The 15,693-nt window shown below is 66.2% G+C and carries 15 protein-coding genes; 5 read left to right on the top strand and 10 right to left on the bottom strand.

The features are described from left to right. The first annotated feature begins 111 nt into the window (after positions 1-111). Positions 112-969, top strand: a complete 858-nt coding sequence (gene secF, locus NJQ44_RS16235; RefSeq protein ID WP_254272375.1) for a protein translocase subunit SecF — start codon at positions 112-114, stop codon at positions 967-969. Further along, a complete protein-coding gene (locus NJQ44_RS16230) occupies positions 966-2,546 on the top strand; it encodes a preprotein translocase subunit SecD (protein ID WP_254272374.1) in 1,581 nt (526 codons plus the stop codon). Before secF ends, NJQ44_RS16230 begins: the two co-directional genes overlap by 4 nt. 562 nt (positions 2,547-3,108) lie before the next feature. Here the strand turns inward: NJQ44_RS16230 and rnhB are convergent. Next, a complete protein-coding gene (gene rnhB / locus NJQ44_RS16225) occupies positions 3,109-3,744 on the bottom strand; it encodes a ribonuclease HII (RefSeq protein ID WP_254272373.1) in 636 nt (211 codons plus the stop codon). Between the two features lie 130 nt (positions 3,745-3,874). On the opposite strand from rnhB, the gene NJQ44_RS16220 reads away from it, so the two are divergent. Further along, complete coding sequence (locus tag NJQ44_RS16220) at positions 3,875-4,231, top strand: DUF7344 domain-containing protein (RefSeq protein ID WP_254272372.1); 357 nt, start codon at positions 3,875-3,877, stop codon at positions 4,229-4,231. 12 nt (positions 4,232-4,243) lie between these two features. Here NJQ44_RS16220 and NJQ44_RS16215 read toward each other — a convergent pair whose 3' ends face one another. Genes NJQ44_RS16215 through NJQ44_RS16205 form a run of 3 tightly spaced genes read right to left on the bottom strand, consistent with a single transcriptional unit; the run spans position 4,244 to position 7,088 of the window. Beyond that, positions 4,244-5,521, bottom strand: a complete 1,278-nt coding sequence (locus NJQ44_RS16215; protein ID WP_254272371.1) for a tRNA pseudouridine(54/55) synthase Pus10 — start codon at positions 5,519-5,521, stop codon at positions 4,244-4,246. Positions 5,522-5,571: 50 nt separating this feature from the next. After that, a complete protein-coding gene (locus NJQ44_RS16210; protein WP_254272370.1) occupies positions 5,572-5,913 on the bottom strand; it encodes a DsrE family protein in 342 nt (113 codons plus the stop codon). Positions 5,914-5,966: 53 nt separating this feature from the next. Next, positions 5,967-7,088: a mechanosensitive ion channel family protein gene (locus NJQ44_RS16205; RefSeq protein ID WP_254272369.1), complete on the bottom strand. Its 1,122-nt coding sequence runs from the start codon at positions 7,086-7,088 to the stop codon at positions 5,967-5,969. Between the two features lie 85 nt (positions 7,089-7,173). Between NJQ44_RS16205 and NJQ44_RS16200 the strand changes: the two genes are divergently transcribed. Both NJQ44_RS16200 and NJQ44_RS16195 read left to right on the top strand, forming a co-directional pair. Beyond that, positions 7,174-7,986 carry an undecaprenyl-diphosphate phosphatase gene (locus NJQ44_RS16200; RefSeq protein WP_254272368.1) on the top strand — a complete coding sequence of 271 codons (813 nt, stop codon included), beginning with the start codon at positions 7,174-7,176 and terminating at the stop codon, positions 7,984-7,986. 55 nt (positions 7,987-8,041) lie between these two features. Then, a complete protein-coding gene (locus NJQ44_RS16195) occupies positions 8,042-8,902 on the top strand; it encodes a CheF family chemotaxis protein (protein ID WP_254272367.1) in 861 nt (286 codons plus the stop codon). Between the two features lie 103 nt (positions 8,903-9,005). On the opposite strand, the gene NJQ44_RS16190 is transcribed toward NJQ44_RS16195, so the two are convergent. The 6 genes from NJQ44_RS16190 to NJQ44_RS16165 form a co-directional block, all read right to left on the bottom strand. Further along, a complete protein-coding gene (locus NJQ44_RS16190; protein ID WP_254272366.1) occupies positions 9,006-9,248 on the bottom strand; it encodes a DUF8119 family protein in 243 nt (80 codons plus the stop codon). A gap of 3 nt (positions 9,249-9,251) precedes the next feature. Further along, on the bottom strand, positions 9,252-9,713 hold the full coding sequence (locus NJQ44_RS16185; RefSeq protein WP_254272365.1) for a universal stress protein: 462 nt from the start codon (positions 9,711-9,713) through the stop codon (positions 9,252-9,254). A 2-nt stretch (positions 9,714-9,715) separates the two neighbouring features. After that, complete coding sequence (locus tag NJQ44_RS16180; protein ID WP_254272364.1) at positions 9,716-11,398, bottom strand: sodium:solute symporter family transporter; 1,683 nt, start codon at positions 11,396-11,398, stop codon at positions 9,716-9,718. After that, entirely contained in the window at positions 11,395-11,856 is a 462-nt protein-coding gene (locus NJQ44_RS16175; protein ID WP_254272363.1) for a DUF4212 domain-containing protein, read from the bottom strand. The genes NJQ44_RS16180 and NJQ44_RS16175 overlap by 4 nt, the downstream gene beginning before the upstream one ends. 63 nt (positions 11,857-11,919) lie before the next feature. Continuing rightward, entirely contained in the window at positions 11,920-13,914 is a 1,995-nt protein-coding gene (gene acs / locus NJQ44_RS16170) for an acetate--CoA ligase (protein ID WP_254272362.1), read from the bottom strand. Positions 13,915-13,984: 70 nt separating this feature from the next. Beyond that, positions 13,985-15,676, bottom strand: coding sequence for a bacterio-opsin activator domain-containing protein (locus NJQ44_RS16165; protein ID WP_254272361.1), 1,692 nt, complete (start codon positions 15,674-15,676; stop codon positions 13,985-13,987). Positions 15,677-15,693 lie beyond the last annotated feature (17 nt).

Genomic DNA, 15,693 nt, shown 5'->3' with positions numbered 1-15,693 from the left:
ACGGTCGCGTCGCTCCGTGGTTCTCACTCGCGTCGCTCATCGAGGCACGAAACGCCTCGCAACCCTCGCAGATTAAGAAGGCTTATTCGGAGGCGTGCCACACCCACGGCCATGGTCGCGTTCGAGGTCCCGGAAGTCGATTACACGCAGTACACCAACCGCCAGTTGGTGGCGATACCGCTGGTTGTGTTGGCGCTGGCACTCGTGGTCCTCGCCGCGTGGTGGGCGATGACCGGGTCGCCCGTCGCGCTGGGTATCGACTTCACGGGCGGGTCGGAGGTCACCGTCGAGACGACGCTCTCACAGTCGGAGGTCCGAGCGGCCTTCGACGAACCGGTCGTCTCGGTGCAGGGCGCACAAGACAACCAGTACATCGTCACGTTCGACTCGGCGAACATCGACGCCATTCGGACGACGGTGGACAGTAATCCGGACATGGAGCGGTTGCGGAGCGGCCGCACCTCCCCGATATTCGGGGAAGAGAACCAACTGATGGCCGTGGTCGGCGTCGGCGTCGCCTTCCTCGGGATGAGTCTGCTCGCCTTCGCCTTCTTCCGCACGTTCGTCCCGAGCATCGCCATCGTCATCTCGGCCTTCTCGGACATCGTCATCCCCGTCGCCATCATGAATCTCGTGGGCATCAAGCTCTCTCTGGGGACCGTCGCCGCCCTCCTGATGCTCATCGGTTACAGTGTCGACTCGGACATCCTGTTGAACAACCACGTCCTCCGCCGGTCGGGCGGGTTCTACGAGTCGACGTACCGCGCGATGCGCACCGGTGTCACGATGACGCTCACCTCCATGGCCGCGATGGCCGTGATGGCCGTCACCGCGACGCTGTTCGGCATCGACCTGATGGCGTCTATCGGCCTCGTTCTCGTGCTCGGACTGGCCGCCGACCTGATGAACACCTACATGCTCAACGTCACGCTGCTTCGCTGGTACAAGTACGAGGGGGTCAATCGATGAGTACGATTCGCGACAACTGGCGCATCGGGCTGCTCGTCGTCCTCTTACTGGCGAGTTCCGTCGCGCTGTTCGTGCCGGGCACGCCGCCGGGCGCGTCGGCCGACGACGGGGCTGGGAACGCATCGAAACTGACCAACCTCCAGTACGGCATCCAACTGTCCGGCGGGACCCGCATCCGCGCGCCAATCGTCGGAACCACCGCCGAAGGCGTCGACGTTGCGGCCAACGACTCGACCCAACTCGCCGAAACCGTCGCCGCGGAACTCGGCGTCGACCCCATAGACGTGGAAGTCCGGTCGGGCGGTCCCAACCAGAACGGGACTGTCGAGGTGTTCACCCGGAACGTCACCGACGAGGAGTTGCGGACCACGCTCGAACAGGCGGGCTACTCCCCGACGACCGTCCGCGACGGCGTCACCCCGGCGACGCGGTCCGAGATGGTCGAGAGCGTCACCGAGAAGATACAGACCTCCGCGCTCAGCGGCGGGCGCGTCCAAGAGGTGAGTTCGCCCGGCGGCCGGAGTTTCATCAGCATCACCGCACCCGACCGCGAACCGGAGGAACTCATCGACATCCTCGAAGAACGTGGCGTCGTCCGCGTCTATGCCGTCCACCAAGAGAACGGGTCGTGGGTCCAGGACGAGGTGCTCCAGCAGAACGAGTTCGCCGGTATCGGGACCGCACAGCAGCAAGACGGCGAAGCGTACGTCCCGGTGACCGTCGAGTCCAGCGCCGCAGAAGACTTCCAAGAGGAGATGGTTCGGGTCGGCTTCGGCGACGGTCAGACGGTTCGGTGTACGGCGAGTCGGGACGAACACTCCAGCGTGGAGACCATTCAGTCCAACTGTCTGGTCGCGACGCTCAACGGCGAACCGGTGTTCATCGGCGGCGTCGATAGCGGCCTCTCGCAGTCCTTCGCCGACGGGACGTTCGCGGACAATCCGAGTTTCCGGATGACGACCGGTCCCGCCGAATCGGGCGGGATGGACGACGCTCGGAACCTCGCGCTCAGCCTGAAGGCGGGTCGACTGCCCGCGCCGCTTGACTTCGAGCGGTCCGACCAGTTCTCGCTGAGTCCGGCGCTGGCCGAGCAGTTCCAGCAGAACTCCCTGCTGACGGGCTTGCTCGCCGTCGTCGCGGTGAGTCTGGTCGTCTACGCTCGGTACGGCCGCCCCGAGGTGGCGTTCCCGATGATCGTGACCGCCCTGTCGGAGGTGTTCATCCTCCTCGGGTTCGTCGCGTTCGTCCAGTACCCGCTCAATCTCTCGCACCTCGCGGGGTTCATCGCCGTCATCGGGACGGGGGTGGACGACCTCATCATCATCGCCGACGAGATTCTCCAGCAGGGGAAAGTCGAGACGGGCCGGGTGTTCGAAAGCCGGTTCCGCAAGGCGTTCTGGGTCATCGGCGCGGCGGCGGCGACGACCATCGTCGCCATGAGTCCGCTGATGGTCCTCTCGCTGGGTGACCTCTCCGGGTTCGCCATCATCACCATCGTCGGCGTCCTCATCGGCGTCCTCGTGACGCGTCCGGCCTACGGGGACATCCTCCGCAATCTCGTCCTCGACGAGGACTGAGTCGGGCGATTTCGCCCCGACGACCCGTCGCTCGACGGGGGACTGATTTGTTTCACACAAACTACAAATTGCCGTTTGGGACGTTGTGTCATATCTGTTCAGATTGACTTATCATCTCAGCCATCCTATGGTAGGTTGTCCCGTGGGAACGCGGGGACACACTGAACGACGTGTTTCAGACTGCCCATCAGGTAGAACGGGACGCGTTGGGGGCAACAACCAAGCAGTCCGTAACAGGATTCCGAGGTTAACGCTCTGAAGAAGAACCGCCACAGTCCACTGCTGGCCCGGCTAGCCGGGTCGGTGTGAAGGCCAAGTACCGGACGCCACGTAAGCGGCGTTCGAGAATCCAGTACGTCGGCAAAAGCTGGTGTAAGCCCAGTTAAAGCTCGCAAGGGCAACGCCGGTGGAAGCCCGGCTAACGTCGACAGTGAGTGCTGGAAGGGCCGTACGGACTGTCGAAAACATCTTCCGTTCAGGTCCAAGCCGCGTTCGCGGGATTTTCCGTTTTCTACCCTCTATCACGACAGTATCCGCTCCGCTTTCCTCCACTTTTCCGTACTCAGAAATCGCCGAGCGACGCCTGTTCGGCCGCCGCGAGAACGTCGTCACAGGTCGACCACGTGGTGCGGGCGCAGTCGGGGAGCACGCCGTTGTCCTCGACGTACGCCGCGAGGAACGCCCGCGTCGTCGGGTCGCTCGGATAGCCCGACCCGACTTCGCCGTACCGTTCGGCCAGCGCCGCGACGTGCGCGTCGCGGGCCACTTTTGCGACGATGGAGGCCGCACCCACCAGCGGGTCCGTTTCGTCTGCGCCGTGTTCGGCCGTGACGGTCACGGTCGCGTCGACGCGGTCGGCGACCCGGCGACCGAATCGCTCGGCGTCGGTGTCGCCCGCGTCGACCGTCCCGCCGAGACCGTCCGCGGCGACGCCCGAGAGCGCCTCGGCGTGGGCCGCGACGGTCAGCGTGTTCATGTCCGTCTCGGGGTCGTCGATACGCGCGACGGGGATTTCGGCGACGGCGACGGCGTCGGCGGCCGCTCGAATCTCCTCGTCCAATCGCTCTCGCCGGTCGGGCGCGATGCCCTTCGAGTCGCCGACGCCGTCGGGCAGGGCCGCCGTCTCCGCGCGGACGGCCGCGGCGAACATCGACCCCAGAACCGGTCCCTTCCCGGCCTCGTCGACACCGAATCGCATTGCCGGGCGGTCACCGGGGGCGCGCAAAGCAGTTGCGGTTGTCCGTTGCGGGCGCGTTCGATTCGGCCCGGATACCTCTTGCAACGATTATACGAAAGGTTGACAGTCCCGACCCGTTTTTCCAGAGACGATGGCCGAATCGGAGTCGCAGTTGGACCGCGTCTACCGCGCGCTCGCCGCCGAGGAACGACGGCTCGCGGTGGCGTGTCTCCAGTCCCATCAGGAACTGACGCTCCCGGACCTCGCGGAGTTGGTCGTCGAGCGCCAGCGCGATACCGACCTCGCCAGCGTCTCCGGTGAACGAGTCCGCGACACGTACTTCCTCCTGTACCACAACCACGTCCCGATTCTCGAAGAGTGTGGGCTGATACGGTACCGCCAAGACGACGATATGGTCGTCGCGTCGCCGACGCTCCCCGACGCGCTCGACCGACTCCGCGCGGACGTCGAGTCGCTCAACGACCCGGCCGACGGCCTCGTGGAGTGACGACTCGCCCGACTACTCGCGGAAGAACTCCTCTGTGGCGAACGGTTCGTCTTCGCCCTCCACGTCGACCACGTCGAGTGCGGTCACGACGGCGCCGACGCCCAGCAGTCCGGCGAGACTCGGTTCCGTTCGCCCCTCGTCGCTGGAGACGAGTTCCTTCACGTAGAGGCCGCCCTCGCCGTGGATGCGGATGTCGGCGTGACGGTCGTCGACGAGTTCGCCGCTGGCGGCGTACACCCCGCGGGTGCGCGTGAGGTCGGCGCGTCGGTGGGCGACTCGCTGTGGCGTGTCCTGCTCGATGGTCGCGCCTTCGAGGTCGTCGAGCGCGGCCTGTAGCGCCTCCGCGGTGACCGGGTCGTCGAACTCCACGTCCATCCGGTAGGTCTTCGAGGCGTCCAGTTCCTTCACGCGTTCGACCATGTCGTGGGTCGCCAGTCGAAGCCCCTCGACCTCGACTTTCCCGTCGGCGAACTCGTTGACGTCGCGTTCGAGCGCCGCGGTGTCGACGTCCCGAACGTGGGGGTCGGCCACCTCGATGACGAACGGGCGACCGGATTCGAGCATCAGCGCGTCCACGTCCTCACGGCCCGCGCCGTGGAACGTCGCGGCCTCGCCCTCCATGGCCTCGGTGACGACGGGCGCGGTCAGTTGCTCGACGCTCTCGTCGTAGCGGTAGCCGGTCCCATCACATCCCTCACAGGGCTGGCCCTGCCAGAGGCCCGTGCCGTTGCAGTCGTTGCAGGGCCACTTCGTCTGCGGGATGTCGCGCTGGAGTTTCCGGTAGCGACCGTAGACGAACGCGGAGTTGACCTGCACGTCCACCTCGTCGGTCGCCACGTCGAGCGTGAACTGCACGTCCGGCCGTCCGAACTCGACTTCGGTGTCGGTCAACCGGCCGATGCGCTTGCCGACCTCGCGGTTCAGTTCGGTCTTCAGGGCCTCGCCCGCCTCCTCGTCGAGTCCCACGTCCTCTCGGAGGAGCGCGTCGTTCTCCTCGAACAGTGGCGGGACCTTCGTGCCGACCTGATAGGTCGCGAACTCGTAGCCGCGCACCGCCGTCGCCGCCTGTTCGGCCCACCAGTCGACGCGGTCGCTCTCGCCCTCGCAGACCCAGCAGTCCTCGTCGGCCTCGAAGGGTTCGTCGGCGTCGAGCGCGAGGGTCACGCGGAGGGCGTGGCCGCGCTCGGCGTTGGTCAGCCCGAAACTCCGGTCGGCGAACAGCCGTCCGAGGCAGGCGTCACAGAGCGGGCCGGTGTCAAGCGCGGCCTGCGCGTCGTCGAGTATACTCATTGTCGGTGCGAGGCGTGCGGGCGGTAACTGCGTTTCGACCTCGCGACGATTTAGGGGATTTTGACGTAGTGATAGCCCGCCGACTGCAGGCGGACCACCTCGCTCACGCCGCTGTCGACCAGTTCCACGCCGTCCGGCACGTCTTCGTGGGCGATGTCGCGGGCGTCCAGACACGTCTCGCCGACGACGGCGGTGAGGTCGTCGGCCACGAGGTCGACGAGCCACTCACGGTCGGGGGCGTCCGGCCTGACCATCTCGACGGCGTCTCTGTGGAGGAGCAGCGTCACGTCGTCGAGGGCCAGCGACTCGTTGGCCCCCAAGACAGTCACCGACCGCAAGGCGTGCTGTCGGTCGGCTTCGTCGTTGCTGGTGAGGTGGACAAATGCGTACATTACAGTGACGTTACAGCGCCGAGTTTATGAATTGTTGACACGAACGCTGGCAGTTACCGCTCGTCGCGGCCGCCGTCGGTGGGGACCTCACCGCCGAACGCGTCGTCGCGCGCCTCGGCGAACAACTCGCCCGGCACGTCGGTCACCGATACCGAGACGTCTCGCTGTGGGAACGGAATCTCGATACCCTCCGTCTGAAAGCGCTTGTAGATGGCGCAGTTGAGGTTGTGGATGGTCCGAGCGTTCACCGCCGGATTCGACACCCAACACAGGAGTTCGAAGTCCAGCGAGGACCCGCCGAACTCCCGGAACCGAACGCGGGGTTTGGGGCGGTCGACGACCAAGTCCTCGGCCACGGCCAGTTCCAGCAGTATCTCCTCGAGGATGTCGATGTCGGTCCCGTAGGCGACGCCGATGGGGACGCGAATGCGCCGCTTCTGTTTCGGGGTCGACTCGTTGACGATGGCGGCGTTCGACAGTTTCGAGTTCGGCACGGTGACGAGGATGTCGTCGCGGGTCCGGATGACCGTCGAGCGCACGGAGATGTCCTCGACGCGGCCGCGTTCGCCGGTCTCCAAGACGACGAAGTCACCGACCTTGTAGGTCCCGTCGAGATAGAGCGACAGCGACCCGAAGAAGTTCGCCAGCGTGTCTCTCGCGGCGAGGCCGACGACGATACCGACGACGCCCGCCGACGCGAGCAACGGCGTCACGTCCACGTCCCACAGCACGAGCAAGAGGAAGACGGCGGCCCCGGCGATGAGTGCGCTCCAGACGTTCTGGAGGATGGGGACCACCTGCCGGTCGATGTAGCGGCTATCGGTGGCGACGTTCGAGGCCCGGCGGCCCACCCGCATCAGCGTCACCATCCAGACGACGATGACGAGCGAGAGCGTCCCCGCTTCGAGGGGGACGGCGACGGACGGGGAAATGTCGTACACCTGCGTCCCGACGTAGCCACCGGCGATGGCGATGCTGACGTACAGCGCCCGGTGGACGCCTTTGAGGACGATATCGTCGACCTGCCCGTCGATGTGGTCGGTGACGCGCCTGACGAACCGGTCGCCGAAAAACTGGACGAGCGCGGCCAGCACGATACCGCCCAGAATGAGGAGCGTAAATCCCTGCCAGACCGGCAACGCGGCGAGCGAATCGACGATACCACCCAGTTGCATACCATTGGTTGGAGAGCCGACCTATATATACTGCCACGCTCCCGCGACCGAACCGCCTTTGTCCCCCGCCGACCGCCCGATACGTGTGAACGCGATTCTCGTCGCCGTCTTGCTGGGCCTCTTACAGGGGGTTCTGGAGTGGATTCCCGTCTCCAGCGAGGGCGGCGTGGCGCTGGCGTCGACGGCGCTGTCGGGGCTGAACCCGGCCGACGCGACGCGGTTGGCGCTGTTCCTCCACGGCGGGACGGCTATCGCCGCCGTCGGCTACTACCGCGGCGAACTCCGCGACATCACTCGCTCGGCGGCCAGTCTCTCGCGTCGCCCGTTCGCCGCCGAGACGGCTGACCTCTCCTTTCTGGTCGTCGCGACGGCGGCGACTGGCCTGACCGGCCTCCCCGCCTACCTCCTCTTGGAGACGGCCGTCTCCGAACTCGAAGGGGGGCTGTTCCTCGCGTTCGTCGGCGGCTTGCTCGTCGTGACCGGCCTCGTCCAGCGATTCGCGGCCACTCTCTCGCTCGGCGAGCGGACGCGCCCGAACTGGGTCGACGCCCTCCTCGTCGGCGGCCTCCAGGGAATCGCCATCCTCCCCGGCGTCTCCAGGTCTGGAACGACGGTCAGCGCCCTCCTGTTGCGCGGCCACGAGGGCGAGTCCTCGCTTAGGCTCTCTTTTCTCCTATCCATTCCCGCGGCGCTGGCGGCTAACGCGCTCGTTCTCGCCGATACGGGAGTCCCGTCTATCTCACCCACCGAGGCCGTCGTCGCCCTCGCGGTCAGCGCTGTCGTGGGGTATCTTACGGTGGACGCGCTGGTCCGCCTCGTCCGCGAAGTGCCGTTCTGGGCGGTCTGTGTCGTCTTCGGCGGCCTCGGCGTCGTCGGCGGTCTGCTGGTGACTGTGTGAGGGCGGTGCTGGAACTTATATATCGTCGGGGGCCAACTTCCCGATGACTGCGGCTATGAGTGGTGACGAACGAAAGATACTGGACACGTCGGGGGATTTCCAGTACGCCGTCCGGGACGGCGAGGAGGTCACCGACCCGCAGTGGCGTTCCTGCCGCCTCATCGTCACCAACAAGCGACTCGTCCTCGCGACCAACGGGAGCAAACAGCCGATTCCGCACGCGAACGTCTCGCTCGTCGACGATGCCGACGCCCCCGAGAACGCGCCCGCAGACGCGACGGCGTTGGAAGTCGGCAACAACGTCCTCGTGGTCGACGCGTCAAACGTCGACGACTTCGCGTTCGAGTACTGTCGAGCGACGCTTATCGGGCAGGTCGTCCTCGCGAAACACCCGGCCGTCGTCGGCGGCGTCGTCCAAGAGGACGCCGAGTGGTCGAAGGCACGGTTTCGACTCGACGACGGCGAGGTCACCCTCCAGTTCCCCGGGGGCGGGTCGACGGCCTTCGACATCGACGACGTGGGGACTATCGAAACGGGCGACAGCACCGTCATGGGCGAGACGCGCTCGGTCGTCGAAGTCGAACACACCGACGAGGAGGGCCGGAGCGTCGAGACGCACTTCTCCGGGATGGGCCACCACACCGCCGCGCTCGAAGCGCTGTTCTCCGGTGTCGTCGACCGACGAGAGGGCGATTACGAACTCTCGGAGATGGAGAGTCAGGTCCTGATGGCGCTGTATTCGGGCGTTTCGCCGTTCGAGATGGCCGATTTCGTCGGCACGACGCCCGACGAAGTCGAGGAGATTTATCAGAACTTGCTCGACGCCGGTGCCGTGGACGAGGTCAGGACGCGGACGGAAGTGGCGCTGAACGCGCAGGGCCGGAATATGGCGAGCGAAGCGATGAGTGGGGAGTAGCGCGGTTCGGAACGAGCGACATGAGAACCGCGGAATACGAGCGACATGAGAACCACGAAACCCGAGCGGGGAACGGAGTACCCCGGACGGAAACGATGGTCGACTACTCGTCGCCGTCGCCCTCGCGGACGGCCTCCAGCGAGGCGAAGAAGCCGAAGTACGCCACGACACCGCCGAGCATCGTGAGGTAGTAGAGCCACTCCGGCGCGCCAGCGAACAGGTCGAAGACGACGGTGACGACCGTGACCCACGCGAACGCGAACACGAGGTCGACGAGCATCCCCGAGCGATGTTCGCGGACGTGGTCACCGACGGTTTCGAGCAGTCCCTTCGCGGTCATGGGCATCCGTTACTCCGCCTCGTGTTCGTCGACGACCAGTACCGGCACGTGGGTCGACCGAAGGACGCGCTCGGTGACGCTACCGAGCAGGGCACGGCGGACGCCCGAACGGCCGTGGCTCCCCATCACGACGAGGTCGATGTCGTTGTTGTCGGCGTAGCCCGCGATGACGTCGTGGGGCGTGCCGACGCGGACCTCCTCGTGGACTTCGATATCGTGTTCTTCGGCGGCCGAGACGACGGCCCCGGTGGCGCTCTCGGCCTTGTCCTGCAACTCGGTCATCTCGCCGAAGTTGCCCTGTTTGATGCGGTCGACCTGCTCGGTGCCGAGGCCGAAGTTCACCGCGTCGATGTCGACGACGTACAGGGCGTGGAGCCGTGCCCCGTACTTCGCGGCGAGGTCGACCGCGTGGTCGACGGCGACGTTCGCGGTGTCACTTCCGTCCGTGGGGATGAGGATGTTGTCGTACATTGTTAGTCGTCTGCGGGGGTTTCGCCGCCGTTACTGGAGACGATGTCTTCTGCGGTCTGTTGCTGACCCATCGGTTCGGGGCTGTGACACTGTCGGACCATCCGCTTGGTCTCGAGCGGCGGTTCCGGCGTCACCAGCGAGACGGCGATGGTGACGAGGAAGACCAGCGGCGTGCCGACGAGTGCGGCCCCGATGGGCGGGACGTACTGCGCGTAAATCGGGACGAGCGCCTGCCCGGAGCCACCGGCGATATCGGCGAGAGCGCCGATGTAGGCGGGCAGCACGCTGTTGATGATGGAGGTTATCCACAGCAGCAGGCCGACGCTCATACCGGCCAGTGCCCCCTGTCGGTTGGTGTTCTCCCACCACAGGCCGAGGAAGAACATCGGGAACAGGACGGTTCCGGCCAGCGAGAACGCGTAGGCGACGAGTTCGCCGATGAGCGCCGGCGGGTTGAACGCGGTCACCGTGACCAGCGCGCCGATGACGACGATGGTCGCCCGACCGATGAGCACCTGCTGGCGCTGGGTCGCGTCGGGGTTGATGAGTTCGGAGTAGATGTCGTGGGCGACGGCCGAGGAGGCGGTGATGAACAGCCCAGCGGTCGTCGCGATTGCGGCGGCCATCGCACCGGCGGCGACGAGGCCGACGAACCACCGCGGCAGGTTCGCGAACTGCGCGGCCAGCACGACGATGACGTCGCCCTCCGCGCCGGACATGGCCTGCTCGCCGGTGAAGACGGCCTCCGGAGAGATGTTGTTCACGGCAGCGAACAGGTCGACGCCGAAGGCAGCCATCGCGGGCGCGGCCCAGTACAGTAGGAGGATGAAGAACAGCCCCCAGACGGTCGACCAGCGGGCGGTCCGCTCGCTCTTGACCGTGTAGAAGCGCACCAGCACGTGCGGGAGACCGCAGGTCCCGAAGATGAGCGAGAACGCCGTCGCCACCCACAGGTAGTAGCTGTTCCCGCCGATGAACGGCTCGGAGAACTGACGACCGAGTTCGGTGAAGAGCGCGCCGTACTCAATCTGCGGTAGGATGGTGGAGTACCCCTGCGTGAAGCCGACCACGTAGACGCCCGCGAGGAACGCGACGATGAGGATGACGTACTGCACCGCCATGTTCTTCGTCGCGCCCAGCATCCCGGAGAGCGCGAGGTAACCGACGGTGATGGTCATCATCACGATAATCATCGGGATGATGTCCAGACCGAAGACGTACTGCCCGACGAGGCCCATGCCGCGGGCCTGTCCGACAGAGTAGACGTACGCGATGAGCAGCGTCGTGAAGGCGGCCATCGCGCGAGCAGTCGGCGAGTTGAAGCGGTCGGCGACGAAGTCAGGCGCGGTGTACTTCCCGAAGCGCCGCATTTGCGCCGCGAGGAAGATGAGCAGGACGAAGTAGCCCGTCGTCCAGCCGACGATGAACGCGAGGCCGTAGAACCCGGCGAGAGCGACCAGTCCCGCCAGTCCCAGATACGACGCGGCGGACATCCAGTTGGCCCCGATGGCCATTCCGTTCTCGATGTTGCCGATTCCCCGGCCAGCGACCCACATCCCCTCCGTGTCGGCCACTTTGAACACGTAGCCGATGACGAGGAACGACGCCATCATCAGGAAGACGATGATGGCCGGGACGAGTTTGAACGAGATGTCGAGCGCTTCGGCCTGCAACGGAACCGTCATCGCTCGACACCTCCGTCGGTGGCCGTCGCGTCGCCCGTCTCACCGCTGTCGCCGTCCTCGGGCGCTCCGGAGGTGTCGTGGTCGATACCGTACTTCTCGTCGAGTTTGTCACGCTGACGGGCGTACACCGCCGCGAGGATGAGCGCGCCCGTCGGCGCGCCGAAGGCGACGAGGAAGTAGTGCAACGGGAAGCCAAGTACCGGCATCGTCACCGTCATCGCGCCGGGCGCGACGGCCGTCAGCGTTACCGGCCCGAAGACGATGAGCGCCCAGACGATGAAACTCGTCCAGACGATTCTGAGGTGGTCGCGCATGAACGCCGTCGACGGCTTCAGGAGGTTCACCTCCTCGTCGAGATAGTTCGTCTGTCGATGCTGTTGTGCGGCCTGCGTCGGCGCGCCGCCGTCCGTCCGCGCAGCCGATTGATTCCTCTCTTCGTGCGTGGCTTTATCTGTCATGGATGGTGTGTTCGCGTGTCGTGATGCGGTGTGTCGTGTGTTCGAAAACCGATGCCCGACGCCTCAGTCGCGGCTGACCTTCGACTGGATATCGCTGACGACGTCGGGGTTACGAAGCGTACTCGTATCGCCCAACTCTTCGCCGTTCGCGATGTCTTCCAGCAGTCGACGCATGATTTTCCCGGACCGAGTCTTGGGGAGCTCGGGCGTGAAGATGACCTGTTCGGGCCGGGCGATTGGGCCGATGGCGTCCTCGACGCCCTCGATGATGCGCTGACGGAGTTCGTCGTTCTCCTCGTAGCCGTCCTCCGTGATGACGTACGCGTAGACGGCCTCGCCCTTGATTTCGTGTTCGCCGCCGACGACGGCCGCTTCGGCGACGCCCTCGACGCCGACGATGGCGCTCTCAATCTCCATGGTTCCGAGGCGGTGGCCCGAGACGTTCAACACGTCGTCGACCCGACCGAGGACGGTGATGTAGCCGTCCTGGTCGATTTTCGCGCCGTCCTCGGGGAAGTACACCCAGTCGGCCGGGTCGTCGCTGTCGACGTCGGAGTACTCGCGCCAGTACTCGTCGATGAAGCGCTCGTCGTTGTTGTACAGCGTCCGCAACATGCCGGGCCACGGCTTGTTGACGATCAGATAGCCCGCCTCGCCCGCTTCGACGGGACTCCCGCTCACGTCGACGATGTCGGCGCTGATACCCGGCAGCGGCGGCCCGGCCGACCCGGGTTTCATGTCGCCGACGCCCGGGAGGGTCGTCAGCATCATCCCGCCGGTCTCGGTCTGCCACCACGTGTCGACGACGGGGCAGGACTCGTCGCCGATGTGCTTGTAGTACCACTTCCACGCCCGCGGGTTGATGGGTTCGCCGACGGTCCCCAGCAGTCGCAGGCTGGAGAGGTCGTGGCTGTCGGGATACTCCTGGCCCCACTTCATGAACGCGCGAATCGCGGTCGGCGCGGTGTACAGTTGGGTGGCCTCGTAGTCTTCGATAATCTCCCAGAGGCGGTCCTTGTCGGGGTAATCCGGCGTCCCCTCGTACATCATCGTCGTCGTCCCGAGCGCCAGCGGGCCGTAGATGATGTAGGAGTGGCCCGTAATCCACCCGATGTCCGCAGAGCAGAAGTAGGTGTCATCGGGTTTGATGTCCAGAACGGACTGGGAGGTCCACGCGGCGTAGGAGAGATAGCCGCCGGTAGTGTGCTTCACGCCCTTCGGTTCGCCCGTCGTCCCCGAGGTGTACATGAGAAAGAGCATGTCCTCGGCGTCTCGGGAGACGGGGTCGACCGTCGCGCCCTCGTGGTCGGCGACGAGGTCGTCGAACGCCACCTGATTGTCGGCGTAGTCGTGGTCGAAGCCGTCGCCGTCGCGGAGTCGTTCGGCGACGACCGCCGTCTGGACCTCGTGGTCGACGCCTTCGAGGCCCTCGTTGGCCTTCGAGAGGTGGTCGAGGGGGTCGCCGCGTCGGTAGTAGCCGTCACAGGTGACGAGGTACTCAGAATCGGCGGCGTTCATCCGCGTCGCCAGCGCGTCCGCCGAGAACCCGGCGAACACGACCGAGTGGGGCGCGCCGATGCGGGCGCAGGCCAGCATCGCGATCGGCAACTGCGGAATCATCGGCATGTACATCGTGACCACGTCGTCCTCGCCGACGCCCTGTTCGCGCAGGGCGGCCGCGAACTCGTTGACCTCGCGGTGAAGGTCTTCGTACGTATAGGTGATGTCGTCCTCGTCGGTCGGTTCGCCGACCCATTCGATGGCCGCCTCGTCGCCGCGCTCGTCCAGATGGCGGTCCAGACAGTTCGCCGACGCGTTCAGCGACCCGCCCGTGAACCACTCGTAGAACGGCGGGTTGGAGTCGTCGAGGACGGTGTCGTACTCGTCGTCCCAGTCGAGCAGGTCGGCCGCCCGCTCCCAGCACTCGGGCCAGTTCTCCTCGAACTCGTCGTAGATGTCCGAATCGGAGACGTTCGCCTGCTCGACGAACGACGCCGGTGGCTCGAAGACTGCCTGTTCTTCCAGCCGGGCTTCGAGTTGAACGTCATCATCTGACATGGTCTATCACTTACAATCAACGGGGAACGTATAAACGGGGGGTCTAACTATGGCAACATTTGCCCGGCCTCTACTCGTCGAGCGCCGTCGGCGGTTCCGTCGACGCATCGGTGAAAAACGCCGTCAGAAGCTTCTGCTGGGACTTTCGAAGGTGTTTGTGGAGCGTCGGCGAGGAGACGGCGAGCGAGTCCGCCAGTTCCTCGGCGGTGGTTCCGCGCGGCCACTCGAAGTAGCCGCTGTGATAGGCCGCTTCGAGGACGGTTGCCTGTCGCTCCGAGAGGCGGTCCGACAGGCGTTCGCGAAAGCCCGTCTCCGTCTCGATGGAGCGCTCGGCCTCGCGTTTCGCGGTCAGCGTCGTCTCGGCGTACGTCTCCACGACGGCGTCGACGACTTCGCGGAGGTCCACGTCCCCGGGCAGTTCCGTCTCGATGGTCGTCGTACCGCGGTCGGCCGCGAGCGTGCGGATGCGGCCGCCGCTCTCGACGAGTTCGAGGGCGGGCGCGGCCGTCACGACCGCTTCGATGAGCGCGCCGTCGCCGTAGTCCTCGACTAATCGGGCGTCGTCGATGTCCGGATGCTCGACGGCGTACGACAGCACCGGTCCGGCGGCCGCGCCCTCGACGACCAGATAGTACAGGAGCGAGCGCCCGCCGACGGGGACGACGCCCGAGAGTTCGAGCGTACAGTCGAGCGTCGCCGTCAGGCCGACGGTGAACGCCTCGCTGTCGGTACATTCGAACGCCAGTTCGGTCACCGTGTCGGCGAGTAGGAGGCGCTTTCGCTCGACGGCCGCCAGCGCCGCGCCGACCTGTGCGCCGAGCGCTCTCAGCAGGTCGCGTTCGGCGTCCTCGACGACGCCGAGGGTCCCGATCGCCAGCACCCCGGCAGCGGTGTCCTCGCGGACGATCGGCACGAAGGCCGTCGGACCGTCTCGCCCGTCGGTGACGCGCACGTCGTGGCTGTCCATCGCCGCCGTCGCCGTCTCGCCGTGGTCGGCCACCTGTTCGGCGACCCGCGCATCGTCGATACCCGCCGTGGCACGGGGCGTGAGGCCGTCGCCGGTGCGCTCGGCCACCCACGCGAAGCGAAAGCCCTCCGTGTCGGCCAGTCGCTCGCAGACGAGTCGCTCTATCTCCTCGCCGGTGGCCGCGCCCGCCAGCGTCTCGCCCACGTCGGCGGCGACGGTAATCGCCCGACGCAAGCGGGCCGGTGTCGGCGCGGCTTCGGTGCGCTCGATGGCCTCGACCACGGCGTCCCTATCGGGGTCGGGCAGGAGGGGCGCGAGTCGTTCGAGGCGGTCCCACCCGCCCAACGCGCAGACGACGTGAGGCGGGACGCCGTCGTCGAGCAAGCGCGCCGCGAAGCGCCAGCGCAGGTCGCGCGAGGACACGTCGGCGAGCCGCGGCGCGGTTTCGGCGGCCCGGTCGGCCGCCTCGCCGACGAGCATCTGGAGTCGCCGGGCAGAGACGGCAAACACCGGGTCGTCGCCGTCGACACCGGCCGTGTTCGCGTACTTCCGCAGGTCGTGTTCGACGCTCGCGGGCAGATAGGCCTCCCGCGTGACGCCCGATTCTCCCCGAACGGTCAGGAAATAGTGGTCGCCCGCGCTGGTCACATCGTCGGGCCTGACTCGCGCCATCTCCGCCGGGCGCAGTCCCACTTCCGCGCCGAATCGCAAGACGAGGTCCGAACGGTGCGTCTCGGCCGCCCGGCGTAACTGCTGGTACCCGCGGGGACCGAGTACGTCGGCGGGGCCAGACATGTTTCGAAAATGCACAG

This window comes from Haloarcula marina (genome assembly GCF_024218775.1).
Taxonomy (GTDB): Archaea; Halobacteriota; Halobacteria; order Halobacteriales; family Haloarculaceae; genus Haloarcula; species Haloarcula marina.
The sequence above is the reverse complement of the archived record's forward strand: the minus strand, read 5'-3'. Positions and strand labels throughout refer to the sequence as shown.